This window comes from Methylocystis iwaonis (assembly GCF_027925385.1).
Classification (GTDB): Bacteria; Pseudomonadota; Alphaproteobacteria; order Rhizobiales; family Beijerinckiaceae; genus Methylocystis; species Methylocystis iwaonis.
In genome coordinates this window covers 735,402-752,749 of record NZ_AP027142.1, presented here as the reverse complement: position 1 = coordinate 752,749, position 17,348 = coordinate 735,402, and the positions used below count along the sequence as shown (strand labels likewise).

Below are 17,348 nucleotides of genomic sequence, written 5' to 3'. Positions count from 1 at the left end.
CTCCTTTCGAGCGAAGCGTTTGCAGGATTGGAAGGAACCGCGGCGCCCTACTGAACGCCGCGGAATTCTCTATCGAGGCTTTAGAACAGGCCCGCGATGCGGCCGTTCGCATCCACCGCGATATTGTTGGCGGCCGGCACCTTCGGCAGGCCCGGCATGGTCATGATGTCGCCGCAGACCGCGACGATGAACTCGGCGCCCGCCGACAGGCGCAGCTCGCGGATCGGGATGATGTGTCCCGAAGGCGCGCCCTTGGCGTTGGCGTCGGTGGAGAAGCTGTATTGCGTCTTGGCGATGCAGACCGGGAAGTTGCCGAAGCCTTCCTTCTCCAGCTCTGCGAAGCGCGCCTTGATGCTCGCGTCGTAGGAGATGTCGGCGGCGCCGTAGAGCTCCTTGGCGATGGTGCGCACCTTTTCGGCGAGCGGCAGCTCGTCCGGGTAGAGCGGCTTGAAGTTCGAGGGCTGCGTCTCGATGGTCTGCACCACCGCGCGGGCGAGATCGGCCGCGCCGGCGCCGCCCGAACCCCAGTTGTCGGCGACGACGCACTCAACGCCTTCCGCCTTGCAGAGCTTGTCGAGCGCCGCCATCTCGGCCGCCGTGTCCGCCGAGAATTTGTTGATCGAGACGAGCACCGGCACGCCGAATTTGCGGACGTTGCCGATATGGCGCTTCAGATTCTCGAAGCCCTTCTCGACCGCCGCGACGTTTTCGGCCTTCAGATCGTCCTTGGCGACGCCGCCATGCATCTTCAGTGCGCGGATCGTCGCGACGATGACCGTCACGGAGGGCGTCAGGCCCGCCTTGCGGCACTTGATGTCGAAGAACTTCTCCGCCCCGAGGTCGGCGCCGAAGCCGGCTTCCGTCACCACGTAATCGGCGAGCTTGAGGCCCGCCTTGGTGGCGATGACCGAGTTGCAGCCATGCGCGATATTGGCGAAGGGACCGCCATGGATGATCGCCGGATTGTTCTCGAGCGTCTGCACGAGGTTGGGCGCAATGGCGTCCTTGAGCAGCGCGGCCATGGAGCCCGCCGCGTGCACTTCGCTGGCGCGCACGTTCTTCTTGTCGCGGGTCTGGCCGACGATGATGTTGCCGAGACGCTGCTGCAGATCGGCGAAGTTCGAGGCGAGACAGAAAATCGCCATCACTTCCGAAGCGACGGTGATGTCGAAACCGTCTTCGCGGGCGAAGCCGTTCGCCACGCCGCCGAGCGACGAGACGACCGAGCGCAGCGCGCGGTCGTTCATGTCGACGACGCGGCGCCAGCTCACGCGACGCGAGTCGATCGCCGGCTGATTGCCCCAATAGATGTGGTTGTCGATCAGCGCCGCGAGCAGATTATTGGCCGCGCCGATGGCGTGGAAATCGCCGGTGAAGTGGAGGTTGATGTCCTCCATCGGCACGACCTGGGCGTAGCCGCCGCCTGCCGCGCCGCCCTTCACGCCGAAGCACGGGCCGAGAGAGGGCTCGCGCAGGCAGCACAGCGCCTTCTTGCCGATGTAGTTGAGACCGTCGGTGAGGCCGACCGTCGTCGTGGTCTTGCCTTCGCCGGCGGGCGTCGGGGTGATCGCCGTGACGAGGATCAGCTTGCCGTCCGGCTTGCCTTCGAGCGAAGCGATGTAGTCGAGCGCGATCTTGCCCTTGTAATGGCCATAGGGCTGCACATGCTCGGCCGGAATGCCGAGCTTGTCTTTGGCGACCTCGATAATCGGCCGCATCTTGGCAGCCTGAGAAATCTCGATATCTGACTTGGGCGAAAGGTGCTGATTGTCTTTTCCGCTCGCGCCCGGCGCGGCGGCTGACGTAGGTGACGACATATAGCTCCACTCCCTCTCGAGCCCGTTTGCGGGCTCCGGAAATTTATCGGCCGCGGCGCGATGAGCGACGGCTTGCCGGCGCCGTTCAATGGTCCTGAGCCATGCTCGCGCGCGCCGGGCTTAAACCGACGCCGCCCCCGCGCGCAATGAGCCCATCGAACGACCTGATTTTGCCGTTTCGTATGACGGCAATAAAAATGAGCCGTCAAGCAGGCAAGCGCGCGCGCGGCGCCGATGCGGCGCCGCAGCAAAATCGGCTTTCCCGTTCGCGCGACGGCCCCGAATGGCTTGGCTGCATATACGACAAGCGGGGCAAGACGACTATCCTCGACCTACCCGATCGATCAGCGCCTGACTTGAACACAAAGAATCATAAATAACTTATATTTCTTACACTATCTGAATCGCCGTCAGACCGACATGATGGGGAGCGGAACGGACCAGGCGCGCTCCCGCGGTCAGGTCCGCCCCGCCCGAACCCATCCTGGATGGGGGTATGGGTGAAACCGATCGCGCAGGAAACAGGCAGGTGAAAAAATTTTTTGTCGCACCCGACCATCGCTGCGTCGAATCCTATGGGGCGATTGCGAGAGCTTATCGAACGGCCTCTTTTTCAGGAACGAAATTCAAAGCGACGCCATTGATGCAATATCGAAGCCCGGTCGGCTTCGGCCCATCCGGGAAGACATGGCCGAGATGCGAACCGCAGTGGCTGCAGTGCACTTCCGTGCGCTCCATGCCGTAGCTGTTGTCGGTCGTTGTTCCCAGCGCGCCCGGCAGCGGATCGAAGAAGCTCGGCCAGCCGGTGCCGCTTTCGAATTTCTCGCCAGAGCGGAACAGCGGCTGGTCGCAGCCGGCGCATTGGAAGACGCCGCGGCGCTTCTCGTGATTGAGCGCGCAGCTACCCGGCCGCTCGGTTCCGTGGCGGCGCATGACGTCATATTGTTCCCGCGTCAGCCGCGCGCGCCATTCCGCGTCGGTGCGCGTGACGGGATAGCTTTCATCGGTCATTGACGTTCCTCTGAAGGGAGCCGCGACCCGGCGGCGCGCCATGTTATGTTGGCGCCGACTCAGGCTTTGGCCATATCGCGCCCGCCATATAGGTGGGCTTTGACACAAAGAGGCGACGACGTCCCGATGAGCGACAAGAAATACGACGCTGTGGTGATCGGCTCCGGACTTGGCGGCCTCACAGCCGGCGCCCTGCTCGCCAATGCGGGCTACAGCGTCTGCCTGCTCGAACGCAACTTCAGCTTAGGGGGCGCCGCCTCGGTCTACAAGGTCGGCGATCTCTGGGTGGAGGCTTCGCTCCACCAGACGTCGGACGCGCGCAATCCGCGCGACGTGAAGCACCATATTTTGAGCAAGCTCGGCATCCTTGACGAGATCGAATGGCTGCCGACCGGTCCGCTCTACAAGGTCAAAGGCGGCCCCATCGGCGAACCTTTCGAGCTGCCGGTCGGTTTCGAGGCGGCCCATGACGCGCTCGCCGCGCGCTTTCCCGACAAAAGCGCCGCCATCAAACGCTTCTTGGGCGAAATCGAACAAATCCACGACGCCATGTGGACGCTCAAGCAGGCGCGCGAGGAAGGCTCGCTCGCCAAATTCACCCGCGGCATGTGGGAAGTGGAGCCCGCCGCCGCCGGCTGGATGAGTTCGCTCGATGAGATCTTCACCCGCGACTTCGCCGGCGCCGAAGGGTTGAAATGCGCGCTCGGGGCCAATCTCGCCTATTATGGCGACGATCCGCGTAAGCTCTGGTGGATTTTCTACGCGCTTGCGCAAGGCGGCTACATCGCCTCGGGCGGCGCATACATCAAAGGCGGCTCGCGGCAGTTGAGCCTCAAGCTCGCCAAATGCATCACCAAGGCGGGCGGCGTCGTGCGCATGGGCCGGCTCGCCACGCAGATCGAGACGGACGCCGATGGAAACGCCATCGCCGTGCGCCATGTCGCGCGCCGCACCAACGACGCCGACGAGCGCGTCGAGGCGCGCGTGGTGATGGCCAATTGCGCGCCCGCTGTCGCCGCCGCCTTGATGGAGGCGCCGGCGCGCGCCAGAATGGAGGAGACCTTCGGCGGCCGGCCGCTCTCGACGTCTCTTTTCTCGGCGAATTTTGGCCTTTCCGCAAAACCGTCGACCATCGGCATGACGGATTTCTCGACCATCGTCATGCCCTCGACCATGCAGCGCTTCGACCAATATGGCGACGGCGCCACGGCCATGGCCGACATGCCCAAGGGCGAATTGCCGCTGCATACGATCGCCAATTTCACGGCCGTCGATTCGGGGCTTTGGGATGAGCCGCCGGTGCTTCTCACCGTGCTGGGCCTCGACCGGCTCGACAATTGGAAAAGCGCGTCGAAGGAAGAAGGCGTCGCCCGCCGCGAGGCCTGGCTCGACGCTATTCAGGGGCGGCTCGAACAGGATTATCCAGGCTTTTCCAATCTCGTGACGTCGCGCCTGCTGCTCAACGCCTATTCCATGTCGAGCTATCTCAACACGCCGGAAGGCGCGGTCTACGGCTTCGCGCCGCTCCCCCCCGAAGCGCCGATATTGATGGGCTTCCCGCGCACGCCGGAGACGCCCATGGGCGGGCTCTATCTCGCCTCCGCCTTCGGCGGCGAGCATGGGTTCAACGGGGCGATGCTGTCGGGCGCCGAAGCCGCGCGGCTTGCGACGCGGCGCCTCGAAACGAATGGGGCGGAATAGTGCGCGTTGCGTTCGGCGGTGAAAATACGCTCCTTTGTTGAAGAAGATCGCTTCTCAGCGGCCCGGGCTCCGAATTCGGGTTAACAAGCAGACGTGTTCCGCCGTCATGGCCGCGCTTGTCGCGGCCATCCACGCCGCGCCGACGCAGAAAAGCTGAGAACATGAGCGGGAGCAACGCCGCTTCTTCTCCCTGCGTGTCGCAATGTCCCCGCGTGGATGCCCGCGACAAGCGCGGGCATGACGGGGCTGCGCAGGGTTTGTTAATCTGGATTCGGAGCCGGGTTACTTGCGTTTCGACGCGGTCGCAGCCTATCGTCGGGCCGACGAAAGCGACTGCGCAATTCGATTTCGACACATCACGAATATGAGATATTTCGAATCCCCCGATCCGGAATGAGAGTTGATGCGCGCTACGGCGATTCGCCGGCGCGCCGTTTTCCGCGATCGGCTCGATCAAAGTTGATTTTCTGGCGGAGGAAATCATGACTTCTATCGGTTTGCCTCGGGTCGGCGCCGCGCGGCGGCAGGTCGCGCTCTGGAGCTGGCGCAAGATTTGGCTGAAGACCCATCTTTGGCTGGGACTGGCGCTCGGGCTGTTCTTGTCGGTGATCGGGCTTACCGGCTCGGCGCTGGTGTTCTTTCAGGAGATCGACCAGGCGCTCAATCCGCAACTGCGGATCGTCACGGCGCCCCCCGAAGGCCGGACGGCGTGGCGCCCGCTAGAGGAGATCGCCGATGCGGCGCGTGGCGCTATTCCGGCCGAATCTTATCTCGGCTGGACCTATTGGCCACAGAAGGACGATCAGGCGTTTCTATTCTACTACCGCGTCGATAATCCGCAGTCGGGGAAACCCGATACGCGTCAGGTCTTCGTCGATCCCTATACGTTGAAGGTGACGGGGACACGTGTCTGGCATTCCAGCACGAACCTGTTCGATGACGCCTTCGTGGCATTCCTGTTCAAGCTGCATTACGCGATGCTTGTTTCCGGCATCGGTGATGTCACGGTCGGAATCATCGCCATCCTTGCTTTCGTTTCCACGGTGACCGGGGTCGTTCTCTGGTGGCCGAGAAACGGAAAATGGCGCAATGCCTTCTCAGTGAAGTGGCCCGCGAGATCGGAGCGGCTGAACTACGACATTCATCGCCTGGCGGGCTTGTTCCTGGCGCCGGTCGCCTTGGCCGTGCTGCTCTCCGGCGTTCATTTCAACCTGCCGGAGCAGTTCAAAGCCGTTGTCGAGTTGTTTTCGACGCTCACGCAGCCGGAGCGCTATCGCTCGGCGGCGAGCGGCTCGAACCCCGTCACGCTCGACGAAGCCGTCGCCAACGCGACTAAGGCGTTTCCGGACGCGCGCATCTATGCCGTGACAATGCCCAAGCCGCATGACGGCGCCTATACTGTCAATCAGTTGTTTCCGATCGGCTGGGGGCTCGAGGGCCGCCGGACCATCTACATCGATCAGTTCCGCGGCGACATTCTGCAAGCCAACGATCCGCTCTCCGGCGACGGCGATGGGTTCATTCAATGGCAGTGGCCGCTGCATTCCGGCTATGTCTATGGCTGGCCGGGCCGCATCGCGGTCTTTCTGTTCGGGCTGAGCTGGCCGCTGTTGTTCGTGACCGGGGTCATTCGCTGGCTGCAAAAGCGCCGAGCTCAGAGCGTCGCGAAAGAGCGGCGCGTGAATGTCCAAAGCCCATCGGGATAATTCTAAAAAACGAGCGGGCCGCCGCGATCGACGCGGGTCGAAACGCGGCGGCTCCGTGAACCGAGGAGAACCGCGCTTACGCCTTATCGGCGAGCGCGAAACGGTGGATAAGTCCGCCGAGCAGGCCGCCGAGCAGCGGCGCGACCCAGAACAACCACAACTGCTCCAGCGCCCAGCCGCCGACGAAAAGCGCCTGGCTCGTCGAACGCGCCGGATTCACCGAGGCGTTGGTGATCGGAATATCGACCAGATGGATCAAGGTCAGCGCAAGGCCGATGGCGAGCGCTGCGAAGCCGACCGACGCGCGGGCTTCCGTCACCCCAAGAATGACGAGTAGGAAGAAGGCCGTCAGCACCGTTTCAACCAGGAAGGCCGCTTGCAGCGTATAGCCGTTGGGCGAGTGCTCCTCATAGCCATTGGCGGCGAAGCCGTTGGCTAGCGAGAAGTCGATATTGCCCTGGCAGATCTTCAGCAGAACGAAAGCCGCGGCGGTCGCGCCGATAAGCTGGACGAGCCAATAGGGTCCGAGCTCCTTCCAGGAGAAGCGCCCCGCCGTCGCGAGCCCCAGCGAAACAGCCGGATTGAAATGGCCGCCCGACACCGGGCCAAAGGCATAGGCGCCCGTGAGCACGGTTAGGCCGAAAGCCAGCGATACGCCGGTAAAGCCGATGCCGAGCTGCGGGAAGCCCGCCGAGATCAGCGCGCTGCCGCAGCCGCCGAAAACCAGCCAGAAGGTGCCGAGAAACTCGGCAAAAAGCTTGCGTTGGAACCCTTCGCCGAAACCGAACCCGGTCGCGCTCCCGCTTTCATTGGCGAGAAAGCCGCTTGCCTCCCCGCCCTCTGCGCGCCGGAGCGAGAGGCCGAAACCCATCCAGCTCGCGCCGGCAAAGATGAGATCGACGCCGAGGAAGACGCCGAGCACCCAAAGGCTCGACACCGGCCATTGCGCCAGAATGACGCCGCCGAGCAGGAAAGTAACGGCCCCGGAGAGCGCGACCAAAGCCCATGGCGCGTTTTTTGGAAGCTGAAAGGCGAGAAAAATGCGCACGAGCCCCGAAGCGAAGAGGCCGGCGCCGAGCAGCAGCGTGAGGAAACCCGCTGCGAGCAGCGGGTTCTGCACCACCGCGCCGCCGCCGACGACATAGAGAAGGCCGATGACGATCCAGAGGAAAAATTTCTTCCAGCTTCGCATCGCGAAAGCATAGGCGATCTCGACGAGACCGCTCGCGATCATCGCGACGCCGACGATCAGCACGGTGGCGATGGTCGACAGAACAACGCTGCCGAGCGCCACGAAGCCGGCAATCGCCAGCAGCGCGCCGAAGGCGACCATCCAGCCCCAATTTTTCTGCAGCGGGGCGGCCTCGGCCGCTCTCATACGAATAATATCCGACGAGGAGAAACTAGACATGCCGCGTCCTCTCTGAAAAGCGCCAGAATATCCGGCGTGACAAAAATCAACGAACGGCCGCAAACGGCCGTTACGCCAATGCAACCTTATCTTGCGACGCAAGGCGAGCGTCATCCCGCGCCTTGCTCGACGGCAATTCAGCTTCGTCAAAATACTTCAATTTTCGGTAAGCGTCGGCGCGCGATCTTCGATCTCGCGTTCGCGCTCTATCCGGCGTCGTCCGTGGACGGATCGCGTTCGCCGCCGTCGGGGCTTTCCGTTATGGCCGGGATTGCGCCGCGCTCGAGCGCTTCTTCGTCACACATGAGTCGCATGGCCTCCGAGATCGCGTCCGTCGACGCCGAAGGGGCGGCGAGCGCCTGCCTCGTTTTGCGCAGGGCCGTCTCCATGAGATTACGTCGGATGAAGTGACGCTCGAAAATGCCCATGACATGCGCGACGCCTTCGCGCGTGACGCTGCGACGATCGGCCTCGAAATAGTCAGCGCCGGTGAAGCCGCCTGCGATAATTTCATAGGAAGGGAAATAGGCTGTTTGCGCGCATGTGCGTTCGATTATGTCGCAGGCGGCGCGCAAAATCGCTTTGGAGCAAAGCGTTGAAACCATCACGTGCCTGCGTTCGGCAGTCGCGACGAGCGGCACGGGCGAAACGGTTAAAATGACTCTGGCGCGCGGGTTTACGCTGCGCAAACCCTCCAGAAAGACGCTCATGTCCGCGACGACGTCGTCGACGCCGAGATTGATGAATTCATGCGCGGCGGACGAAAATTCGCCGCCGGCGACGCCCGGGCAAAGTGGAAACACCGCGCCGTCTTCGCGCGATCGCCAGGCTTCCGTCAGGCCGAGCGTGAAGACGAAAACGTCGAGGGTCTCGAATGCCGCGCGCACGGCGGCGAAATGCCGTTCGCGGTCGATGTCGAGCTCACGCGCGCAACTGAATCCGCCCGGCTGTATCTGCGGCCGAAAGGGGTCGATCACGGCGCCCGCGCCATCGCGCCAGTAATTCTCTTTCGGCGTGAAGCGGCCATAGGCGCGCTCGAAGAGCTGGAGAAGCTGCCGGCTCGTATAGACATTGCCGTAGCGCGCGGAATAGAGACCGTAATTCAGCGCCTGCGCCGCTTTTTCGCTGAGAAATGGATGCGGCTGCTCCGTCACCAGATAGTTGCAGCCGCCCGCGACGAGATAGCGCCCGATATGTTGAGCGAAGCAACTGCCGGCCGCCGCGATCTTCTCTCGCGCGCCGAAGCGGAATGGCGGCTCGACGACAGGATCGACGTCGGCCGCGGGGACGCCGGCCACGGCGTGGTGCCAATAGGCATAGGGCGGCAGTTTCGAATAGGGATGCGACGTCATCAGGCGACCAAGGCTCGCGACGCTTCCACCATGCCGATCACTTTTTCGACCATCGCTTTTCCAAAGGATGGATTGGCGTGAGTCGCATCGGCGCCCCACGCTTCGCGAATAAGCAGGCCGGGCGGCGCAATGAAGGCGGGGGGAACTTCGACGAAGACAATGTTTTGAGCGGCGCAGCTCTCACGATAGAGCTGACACGCGAGGCGCCACACTTTGTAGCGGAAGATTTCGGGCGACAGGCGATCGGCGTCGACCGCCTTTCGGAAGAATTCCTTGGGATAGGCCTTGATCTGACAGTCCGGCAAAGGCGGCGGTGGCGACAGACAATAAAGCGGCATGCGCGTCGCGCGCCGTAGCGCCGCGAGGATCGCGATCGTTTCCGCCATTCTGTCGCGCAAGGTTTCCCGGACCGCCGCTTCCGTCAACAAAGTGGCGCCCTCGGCGAGCGGCAGCGCGCTTTCTTCCCCGAGGATGAAATCGATGCGCTCGAAAGGTTGCGTGATCGAGAGCGCGATATGCTCATTGCCTTGGATCGACAATAAGCCGAAATCGGCGCCTTCCTGGGCGATGATCTCCGAGAGCCGCGGGTTCAGCGTCTGCCCGTCCTCCTCATCGAGGAGCGTTGGCGTGATCGCGGGGTCGAGAAGATAAACAAAGCGGGAGGACAACGGCGCGCCGCCGATCGTCGCTCCCTGATGCTGGAGCTCGTAACAACCCTCTGCGATCGCCACAATATGGCTATGCCCGAGCCCGAGTATCTTCATGCGTCAAACCCGCGCGTCGATCTCGACGCCGATCGGCTCGCCCTTTTGAATCGGGCCGGAAATTTGCCGAAAGACCCCTCGGACGCGATGCGCCTCATTCCCGACCCGGACGCGCCGATCGACGATCTCGGCATCGGCCGACATCGCAAAGGGGGCGCGGATGGCGATCATGTCCCGCCCTCGATAGCCATAGCGATAAAAGGCTTCGACCTCGATCGGCTCGTCTTGCGCCATAATATCCTCAATCAAATTGACGCCCCCGCGGGGGCGTCTCTCCCGCGCGGCAACATATTCGCCTTCAGGCCAAAGACCAAGAGAGCCTCAGATGCGGCCCCCCGGCAGGGTTTTTCTTGTTTTGCCGGCTGTGCTAAACGAGCCGATCTTTTCACTTGGCGCCCTTCCTCATGACCAATCCCTTCGAGATCGCGCTGCTTCAGGAGATTCCGACGCCTTCTACCTTCGACGAGCGCTGCTACCTCGCGGCCAATCGGGATGTCGCCGAGGCGGTCGCGGCAGGGCGGCTCGCGTCCGGCAGGGCGCATTTCAAGAAGTTCGGCGCGGTGGAGGGGCGGCGGCAGTTCGCCAAGCAGGATGAGCTCGTCACCTGCGAGAATTTCGATGAGGCGCGCTATCTCGAAAGCAATCCGGACGTCGCGCGAGCGGTCGAGCGCGGCGAGTTCCCCTCCGCCAGGGCGCATTTCGAGCAATTCGGCTTACGGGAGAGCCGGCCCCAGCGACGCGTGAGCCAGGTGCCTGCAATCCGCGCAAGAAAGCTCGACGCCTTGCGCCCGCTTCTCCTCGACCCCGAAAAGCCTCTCGAAAAAAGCGGCAAATATTGCTTCCTGGACGAAGCGACGCGCGCGCGCGACAGCCTCGACGATGAGATTCCGATCAGCGAGAACAGCTACGATCAGGAAACGGTCGAGCTGATCGAAAGCTGCCGCGACGGGCTGGTTCTCGATGTCGGCGCCGGCTTCCGGCCGATCTATTACAGCAATGTCATCAATCTGGAGATCGCAGACTATCCGACAACCGACGTCATTGGCGCCGCTGACAGCCTCCCGTTCAAGGACGCGTCCTTCGACGGCGTTATCTCGATCGCCGTCCTCGAGCATGTCAAAGACCCGTTTCGTTGCGCGCGTGAAATCGCGCGGGTCTTGAAGCCCGGCGGGTGGCTGAAATGCTGCGTGCCCTTTCTGCAGCCGCTGCACGGCTTTCCGCATCATTATTTCAACATGACGCATGAAGGCCTTCGCACATTGTTCGAGCCTTATCTCACCATCGAACGGCAGGAGGTAAATCCCGCCACGCATCCCGTCTGGGCGATCGCATGGCAGCTTCGATCCTGGGCGGAGGGCCTGCCGCCGAAGGCCCGCAAATCTTTCCTGCGCCAGCGGGTGGGCGATCTCATCGCCTACCCCGGCCCCATGCTGGAGCAAGCCTGGGCGAAAGAGCTGCCGGTGGAAAAGCAGTTCGAGCTCGCCGCCGCCACGATTCTCCTCGCGCGCAAGCCGCAGGCGCCCATGTCGATTACACAAGAGCCGCAATGAGCCATGCAAGCCTTTTCGTCCATCAGGGAATCGATGGATGGCTTTTCCTCGTCGGCGGCTCAAATTTCGTCTCGACACTTTACGAGCGAGACTCGGGGCATTTGCCCGATCGGGCGTTGGCGCGCTGGCGGGATCTCATCGTCGAGCGAAAAAGGCGGTGCGACGCCCTCGGCGCCAAATTCGCCCATCTCGTCGTGCCCGAGAAGCTGACGATCTATTCCCACAAAACAGCCGAGCCGCTGGTCGACGCAGATCTCGCGCCTTCGCTTCGATTGGGCCAACTCTTCGAGCGCGACCCCGCCGCTTATGGTTACGTCGACTTGGTCCCGCTCATGCGCACGCATCGCGACGACGTCGATCTCTATTGGCGCACGGACACGCATTGGACGCCCCTCGGCTGTCTTCTCGGCTATGAAATTCTGTGCGACGCGCTTGGACTTGAACGCAATGACGATCTCATCGCGCGCCCTTTCATCGAGGATGTCCGGCTGCTCGATCTGGGCTCCAAGCTCGAGCCTCCCGTCTATGAGACCATCCGCGAAGCCACATGGCGGCAAGATGCGACGCGCGTCTATGATAATGCCGTCGTGCGGCTCCTGGAAGCGCATGAATATGGCGGCGAAATCCATGTCGGATGCCATGCGGTCTTCAAAAACCCGCGCGCCAGGAACAAATGCAAGCTCTTGCTGTTCGGCGACTCTTTTGCGGGCGTCAGCCCCTATTTTCTGACCGCCGCCCTCGCCGAGACTGTCTCCGAGCTGGAATTCGTCTGGTCGGCGAATGTCGATTGGGCGCTCGTCAAGCGGTCAAAGCCCGATTTCGTCGTTACGGAGACTGCGGAACGCTATATGGCGATCCCGGCAAACGACCGCTTCAACTTGCGCAGGACTGAAATACGTCAGGTTCTACTTGGCCGCCGCAGGCGCTTCGAAGCTTGGCTCAGGGACTGGCGCGAAAAGCGGCGTCAACCTTCGAGCAAATCGACATAGGCGTTTTTGACCTTGTCCCACTGACGCGCATCCGCGACCAGATTGGCAAGCTCGACGCCGCGACGGGTGAGCTTGCGGAAAATCCAGGCATCGTCGCGAAAGGCGCCTGGCGCGTCGATGAATTCCGCCTCGCGAAGCATTTCGAGCGCGTCGACCACCTCTCCTCGGGTGCGATCCAAGCGGCGCGCGATCTCCTCCAGCGGCAACAGAAAAGCTTCTGGCGGCGAAAGCTGTCTTCCTTCGAGATCGAGCAGCAGCAACCGCATCAAATCGACGTCGCGCGCCATTCCTCCGTCTTTCTCTTTCGTTTGGCGTCGCCAATGAAAAACGGAATCGAACGCGAGCGCAAGCCTTTCGTCGCCCCGCTAAGGGCTTCGAATTGGGGTTGATGAGCGGACGTGTTCCAGCGTCATGGCCGCGCTTGTCGCGGCCATCCACGCCGCGCCGACGCTGAAAGGCTTAAGAACATGAGCGGGAACAACGCCGCTTCTTCTCCCCGCATGTCACAATGTCGATGCCCGCGACAAGCGCGGGCATGACGCGGCTGCGTAGAGGGTTTGTTAATGGATTCCGACGCCCTGTCGCCGCTACGGGCGCCAGGATCGTATCCCGAGCGCGCGTGACAGCACATAGAAGATCGGGGTGAAGAGAAGGCCGAAGATCGTCACGCCGAGCATGCCGCTGAAGACCGCGACGCCGAGCGACTGGCGCATCTCGGCGCCCGCGCCATGCGAGACAGCGAGCGGCAGCACGCCCAAAATAAAGGCCAGCGACGTCATCAGGATCGGACGCAGGCGCGTGCGGGCCGCCTCGATCGCCGCCGTAAAGCGATCCTTGCCGTCATTTTCGCCCTGCCGGGCGAATTCCACGATGAGAATGGCGTTCTTCGCCGCAAGGCCGATCAGCACCACAAGGCCGATCTCGACGAGAATATTGCGGTCGAGCCCGCGCGCCGCGACGCCGCTCATGGCGGCGAGAATGCACATGGGCACGATGAGAATGACCGCGAGCGGCAGCACGACGCTCTCGTAAAGCGCGGCGAGCAGCAAAAAAACGAAGACGACGGCGAGCCCGAAGGCGAGGATCGCAGTATTGCCGGCGAGCTTCTCCTGCAGGGCGATTTCGGTCCATTGGAAGCCGAAGCCCTGTGGCAGCGATTTGCTCGCCAGCCCCTCGATCATGGCGATGCCCTGCCCTGACGAAACGCCATGCTGGAGATTCACCTGCACCTCGGCGGCCGGATAAAGATTGTAGCGCGGCACGCGGAAGGGGCCGGTCGTATCGTTGAAGCTCGCCAGGGCGCCGAGCGGCGTCATCTCGCCGGTGGCGCTACGGGTTTTGAGCTCCGAGAGATCGCGCAGCGTCAGGCGATGCGGATTGTCGGCCTGCGCCATGACGCGGTAGGTGCGGCCAAGAATATTGAAGTCGTTGACGAAGACCGAGCCGAGATAGATCGACATGGTTTCGAATACGCGCGTGATCGGCACGCCGATCATCTCCGCCTTGGTGCGGTCGACGTCGGCAAAAATCTGCGGCGTGCGCGTGTTGAAAAGCGTGAAGGCCTGAGCGACGCCCGGCGTATGCATCGCCGGTCCGGCAAGCGACCAGGCGGCGCCTTCCAGAGCCGGAAGCCCCATGCCGCCGCGATCCTGCACATAGCCCTTGATGCCGCCGCCCGTGCCGATGCCCGGCACGGCCGGCGGCTCCAGCACGAAAACAAAGGCGTCCTTGATCGGCGCGAGCGCGGCGCGGATGTCGTCGCGAATGCCGGGCGCCGTGAGGCCGGCCCGGTGGCGCTCCTCGAAGGATTTCAGCGTGACGAAAATAACGCCGGCATTCGGCGCATTGGTGAAAGTTGCGCCGTCGAAGCCGGTGAAGACGACGCTCGACGCGACGCCCGGCCGGGAGAGGATGATGTCGGTCGCCTGCCGCATCACAAAGTCGGTGCGGTCGAGCGCGGCGCCCGGCGGCAATTGGAATGCGGCGATGAGATAGCCGCGATCGAGCGTCGGCACGAGGCCGGTCGGCGTGCGCCACAACAGCCCCGCCGCAATGGCGATCAGCACACCATAGACCACAAGCGAGGCGAGCCCGACCCGCACCAGCCGCGCCGTCAATGCGCCATAGCGCGCCGACATGGCGTCGAATAGGCGGTTGAAGCGCGCAAAAAAAGCATTGAGCGGATGGCGCAGAAACTCGAAGCGCCCCGCACGCACCGTATGCTCTTCGCCATGCGGTTTGAGAAGAATGGCCGCGAGCGCCGGGGAGAGCGTCAGCGACACAAAGGCCGAAATCAGCGTCGCGGAAGCGATGGTGATGGCGAATTGCTTGTAGAAGGCGCCCTGCAGCCCGGTAATATAGGCGACCGGGATGAAGACGGCGCAAAGCACCAGCGCGATGGCGATGAGCGCCCCGCCCACCTCGTCCATGGTCTTATGCGCGGCCTCTTTCGGCGTCATCCCCTGCGCCAGATAGCGCTCGACATTCTCTACGACGACAATCGCGTCGTCGACCACGATGCCGATCGCCAGCACAAGGCCGAAGAGCGACAGCGTATTGAAGGTGAGTCCCACCAGTTTCATCACGGCGAAACTGCCGACAAGCGAGATTGGAATCGCCACAACTGGGATGATCGCGGCGCGCCATGTCTGCAGAAAAAGGATCACGACCAGCACGACGAGGATGATCGCTTCGCCCAGCGTGCGAACGACCTCGTCCACCGACTGCTGAATGAATTCGGTCGGATTATAGACGATGGAATAATCGAGGCCGGCGGGGAACTGCTTCTTCGCCTGAACCATGGCCTCCTCCACAGCGGCGGAGGTGGCGAGCGCATTCGACCCCGGCTTCTGGAAGATGGCGATGGCGGTCGCCGCGTCACGATCGAGATAGGCGTTGACGGTGTAATCCTGTGCGCCGATCTCCACCCGCGCCACGTCGCGCAGCCGCACCTGGCCGTCGGCGTCGGCGCGCAGCACCACATCGGCGAATTGCGCCGGATCGGAAAGCCGACCGAGGGTTCGCACGGAAAGCTGGAAGGCGCCGGGAGACGCCGCCGGCGGCTGGTTGATTGCGCCTGCCGCCACCTGGAGATTGGCGGCGCGTAAGGCGGCGACAACCTCGCCCGCCGTCATGCCGCGCGCGGCAACCTTGTCCGGATCGAGCCAGACGCGCATCGAATAGTCGCGCGCGCCAAAGACGCGCACGTCGCCGACGCCTTCGAGGCGCGCCAGCTCGTCGCGCACATATAGCGTCGCGTAATTGGAAATATATTGCTGGCTGCGCGAAGCATCGGGCGAGCGCAGATGCACGACCATCATCAGATCGGGCGACGCCTTCTTCACGACGACGCCGAAGCGCTGCACTTCCTCCGGCAGCCGCGGCGTGGCGATGGCGACGCGGTTCTGCACCAGCACCTGAGCAAGATCGATATTCACGCCCGTCTTGAAGACGACATTGATCGTGAGCAGGCCATCGCCCGTCGATTGCGAGACGATATAGAGCATATCGTCGACGCCATTGACTTCCTGCTCGATGGGCGAGGCGACCGTCTGCGCGATGACTTCCGCCGAGGCGCCGGGATAAGTCGCAGTGATCATCACCGTCGGCGGCGCAATGTCGGGATATTCCGAGACCGGCAGCGCGCGCTGGGCGATGAGGCCGGCGATCGTGAGCAGCACCGAGATGACGGCGGCGAAAATCGGCCGTTCGATGAAGAAATGCGGAAAACGCATGCGCCCCTAGCCTATTTAACGGAGGGCGCAATCGCGCCTTCGGTTGGCGCGACGGTGGCGCCGGGCCGCACCATGGGATTGGCGAGGCCCGCGGTGATGACAAGATCATTGGGATCGAGGCCCGACAACACGACGCGCAATCCCTTATGGAGGGGCCCGAGCGTCACGGGCTTCGCCGCCACCTTGCGATCCGGCGTGACGACAAGCACGATCTTATTCGTCTGATCCGAGGCGATGGCGGCGTCGGGGACGAGCAACCCCGCGAAATCTCCGCCATTGACGCGCACGCGGCCAAAAGCGCCGGGGGTCAGGAACAAGTCCTTATTGTCGAGAACAGCGCGGGCGCGGATCGTGCCGGAATGCACATTGAGCTGGTTGTCCATGAAGTCGATCGCGCCGGAGCGCTTCCAATCGACCTCGTCGGCAAGGCGCACGAAAGCGGGAATCTTTCCCGTTTTCTCTCGGCCCGTCCCGGCTCGGGCGTAGTGCAGATAATCCGACTCCGACACATCGAACTCGAAATGGATGGGATCGAGGGCGACAAGCGTCGTCAAGAGTGTCGCCCCGGCCTGCACGAGATTGCCCACGTCTATGCGGCGGTCGGAGACGCGGCCGGCGATGGGCGCGCGCACCTGGGTCCATTCCAGATTGAGCTCCGCATTGCGCAAAGACGCTTCGGCGCCCGCCAACTGAGCGCGCGCCGAGTCCGACCCGCCGCGGCGCTGGTCCATATCGCGTTTCGTTATCGTCCCGCCGCCGACCAGACTCTCGCCGCGCGCTGCATCCTTGGAGAGCATAGAGGTTTGCGCCTGCATGCGGACAACGTCGGCGCGGGCGCTGTCGACAGCGATCTGATAGGGGCGCGGGTCGATGGTGAAAAGCAGATCCCCCGCCTTCACGATCTGGCCGTCGGTGAAATGGATTTTCTCGACGGCCCCGGAGACGCGCGGGCGCACCTCCACGCGCTGAACCGGGACAAAACGGCCGGTATATTCGTCGAAACGCGGCACGGTCTCGGCGAGCGGATGCGCAACCGTAACGGGCGGCGCGGGCGGCGCCGCTGGCGCCCCGTCCTGCGCGCCGGCGCCAAACCTCAGCGCCACGACGGCGATCACGGCAATAAGGCCCAGCGACACCCCAGCGAGGCGGCGATAAGCGCGCGGGCGCATCCAATCCATGTCATGTCTCTGTCAAAAAAAGCACTTGATGCTGCGGCGCCGAAAGTAAATCAGACGGCCGCCCGCGTCCACCGGCCGGGCGGCAAGGCCGTCGAAGACCACGAAACTCAGAATTAGCGTGGAATTAGAATATTT

Annotated in this window: 14 protein-coding genes and 1 pseudogene; 5 read left to right on the top strand and 10 right to left on the bottom strand. The window is 63.1% G+C overall.

What is annotated here, in order from left to right:
- Positions 1-80: 80 nt before the first annotated feature.
- Positions 81-1,817 (bottom strand): formate--tetrahydrofolate ligase, encoded by a 1,737-nt coding sequence (locus QMG84_RS03615; RefSeq protein WP_202073077.1) that lies wholly within the window; start codon positions 1,815-1,817, stop codon positions 81-83.
- Between the two features lie 101 nt (positions 1,818-1,918).
- Here QMG84_RS03615 and QMG84_RS03610 point away from each other — a divergent pair, with 101 nt between their 5' ends.
- Positions 1,919-2,197 carry a hypothetical protein gene (locus tag QMG84_RS03610; RefSeq protein WP_202073078.1) on the top strand — a complete coding sequence of 93 codons (279 nt, stop codon included), beginning with the start codon at positions 1,919-1,921 and terminating at the stop codon, positions 2,195-2,197.
- Between the two features lie 214 nt (positions 2,198-2,411).
- Here the strand turns inward: QMG84_RS03610 and msrB are convergent, their stop codons facing one another.
- Positions 2,412-2,828, bottom strand: a complete 417-nt coding sequence (gene msrB / locus QMG84_RS03605) for a peptide-methionine (R)-S-oxide reductase MsrB (protein ID WP_202073079.1) — start codon at positions 2,826-2,828, stop codon at positions 2,412-2,414.
- A gap of 126 nt (positions 2,829-2,954) precedes the next feature.
- On the opposite strand from msrB, the gene QMG84_RS03600 reads away from it, so the two are divergent.
- Both QMG84_RS03600 and QMG84_RS03595 read left to right on the top strand, forming a co-directional pair.
- Positions 2,955-4,529, top strand: a complete 1,575-nt coding sequence (locus QMG84_RS03600; protein WP_281930517.1) for a phytoene desaturase family protein — start codon at positions 2,955-2,957, stop codon at positions 4,527-4,529.
- Between the two features lie 482 nt (positions 4,530-5,011).
- Positions 5,012-6,235, top strand: coding sequence for a PepSY-associated TM helix domain-containing protein (locus QMG84_RS03595; protein ID WP_281930516.1), 1,224 nt, complete (start codon positions 5,012-5,014; stop codon positions 6,233-6,235).
- A gap of 76 nt (positions 6,236-6,311) precedes the next feature.
- Here QMG84_RS03595 and aqpZ read toward each other — a convergent pair whose 3' ends face one another.
- From aqpZ to QMG84_RS03570, 5 genes and pseudogenes are all read right to left on the bottom strand, one after another.
- Positions 6,312-6,962: an aquaporin Z gene (aqpZ, locus tag QMG84_RS03590; RefSeq protein WP_281931894.1), complete on the bottom strand. Its 651-nt coding sequence runs from the start codon at positions 6,960-6,962 to the stop codon at positions 6,312-6,314.
- A 282-nt stretch (positions 6,963-7,244) separates the two neighbouring features.
- Positions 7,245-7,568: pseudogene (locus tag QMG84_RS03585) on the bottom strand (HdeD family acid-resistance protein); the annotation flags it as partial.
- Positions 7,569-7,852: 284 nt separating this feature from the next.
- Entirely contained in the window at positions 7,853-8,998 is a 1,146-nt protein-coding gene (locus QMG84_RS03580; protein ID WP_281930515.1) for a GSCFA domain-containing protein, read from the bottom strand.
- The gene (locus tag QMG84_RS03575; protein ID WP_202073084.1) at positions 8,998-9,762 is read right to left on the bottom strand and encodes a hypothetical protein; all 765 of its coding nucleotides are present in this window, start codon (positions 9,760-9,762) and stop codon (positions 8,998-9,000) included. Before QMG84_RS03575 ends, QMG84_RS03580 begins: the two co-directional genes overlap by 1 nt.
- Positions 9,763-9,765: 3 nt before the next feature.
- On the bottom strand, positions 9,766-9,996 hold the full coding sequence (locus QMG84_RS03570; RefSeq protein ID WP_281930514.1) for a hypothetical protein: 231 nt from the start codon (positions 9,994-9,996) through the stop codon (positions 9,766-9,768).
- A 170-nt stretch (positions 9,997-10,166) separates the two neighbouring features.
- Here QMG84_RS03570 and QMG84_RS03565 point away from each other — a divergent pair, with 170 nt between their 5' ends.
- Together QMG84_RS03565 and QMG84_RS03560 are read left to right on the top strand one after the other, a co-directional pair.
- A complete protein-coding gene (locus QMG84_RS03565; protein ID WP_281930512.1) occupies positions 10,167-11,312 on the top strand; it encodes a class I SAM-dependent methyltransferase in 1,146 nt (381 codons plus the stop codon).
- Entirely contained in the window at positions 11,309-12,301 is a 993-nt protein-coding gene (locus QMG84_RS03560; protein ID WP_281930510.1) for an alginate O-acetyltransferase AlgX-related protein, read from the top strand. Before QMG84_RS03565 ends, QMG84_RS03560 begins: the two co-directional genes overlap by 4 nt.
- Here QMG84_RS03560 and QMG84_RS03555 read toward each other — a convergent pair.
- The 3 genes from QMG84_RS03555 to QMG84_RS03545 form a co-directional block, all read right to left on the bottom strand.
- Entirely contained in the window at positions 12,277-12,588 is a 312-nt protein-coding gene (locus tag QMG84_RS03555; RefSeq protein WP_281930509.1) for a DUF2513 domain-containing protein, read from the bottom strand. The genes QMG84_RS03560 and QMG84_RS03555 overlap by 25 nt on opposite strands.
- A gap of 300 nt (positions 12,589-12,888) precedes the next feature.
- Complete coding sequence (locus tag QMG84_RS03550; RefSeq protein WP_281930507.1) at positions 12,889-16,035, bottom strand: efflux RND transporter permease subunit; 3,147 nt, start codon at positions 16,033-16,035, stop codon at positions 12,889-12,891.
- Positions 16,036-16,046: 11 nt separating this feature from the next.
- Positions 16,047-17,213 carry an efflux RND transporter periplasmic adaptor subunit gene (locus QMG84_RS03545; RefSeq protein WP_281930505.1) on the bottom strand — a complete coding sequence of 389 codons (1,167 nt, stop codon included), beginning with the start codon at positions 17,211-17,213 and terminating at the stop codon, positions 16,047-16,049.
- Between the last annotated feature and the right edge of the window lie 135 nt (positions 17,214-17,348).

Excerpts from the sequence above, each read along its gene's own strand:
- QMG84_RS03545 (WP_281930505.1), bottom strand. The coding sequence starts at position 17,213 with ATGGATTGGATGCGCCCGCGCGCTTATCGCCGCCTCGCTGGGGTGTCG.
- QMG84_RS03550 (WP_281930507.1), bottom strand. The coding sequence starts at position 16,035 with ATGCGTTTTCCGCATTTCTTCATCGAACGGCCGATTTTCGCCGCCGTC.
- QMG84_RS03615 (WP_202073077.1), bottom strand. The coding sequence starts at position 1,817 with ATGTCGTCACCTACGTCAGCCGCCGCGCCGGGCGCGAGCGGAAAAGAC.
- QMG84_RS03560 (WP_281930510.1), top strand. The coding sequence starts at position 11,309 with ATGAGCCATGCAAGCCTTTTCGTCCATCAGGGAATCGATGGATGGCTT.
- QMG84_RS03580 (WP_281930515.1), bottom strand. The coding sequence starts at position 8,998 with ATGACGTCGCATCCCTATTCGAAACTGCCGCCCTATGCCTATTGGCAC.
- QMG84_RS03610 (WP_202073078.1), top strand. The coding sequence starts at position 1,919 with ATGCTCGCGCGCGCCGGGCTTAAACCGACGCCGCCCCCGCGCGCAATG.
- QMG84_RS03565 (WP_281930512.1), top strand. The coding sequence starts at position 10,167 with ATGACCAATCCCTTCGAGATCGCGCTGCTTCAGGAGATTCCGACGCCT.
- QMG84_RS03575 (WP_202073084.1), bottom strand. The coding sequence starts at position 9,762 with ATGAAGATACTCGGGCTCGGGCATAGCCATATTGTGGCGATCGCAGAG.
- QMG84_RS03595 (WP_281930516.1), top strand. The coding sequence starts at position 5,012 with ATGACTTCTATCGGTTTGCCTCGGGTCGGCGCCGCGCGGCGGCAGGTC.
- QMG84_RS03555 (WP_281930509.1), bottom strand. The coding sequence starts at position 12,588 with ATGGCGCGCGACGTCGATTTGATGCGGTTGCTGCTGCTCGATCTCGAA.
- QMG84_RS03570 (WP_281930514.1), bottom strand. The coding sequence starts at position 9,996 with ATGGCGCAAGACGAGCCGATCGAGGTCGAAGCCTTTTATCGCTATGGC.
- msrB (WP_202073079.1), bottom strand. The coding sequence starts at position 2,828 with ATGACCGATGAAAGCTATCCCGTCACGCGCACCGACGCGGAATGGCGC.
- QMG84_RS03600 (WP_281930517.1), top strand. The coding sequence starts at position 2,955 with ATGAGCGACAAGAAATACGACGCTGTGGTGATCGGCTCCGGACTTGGC.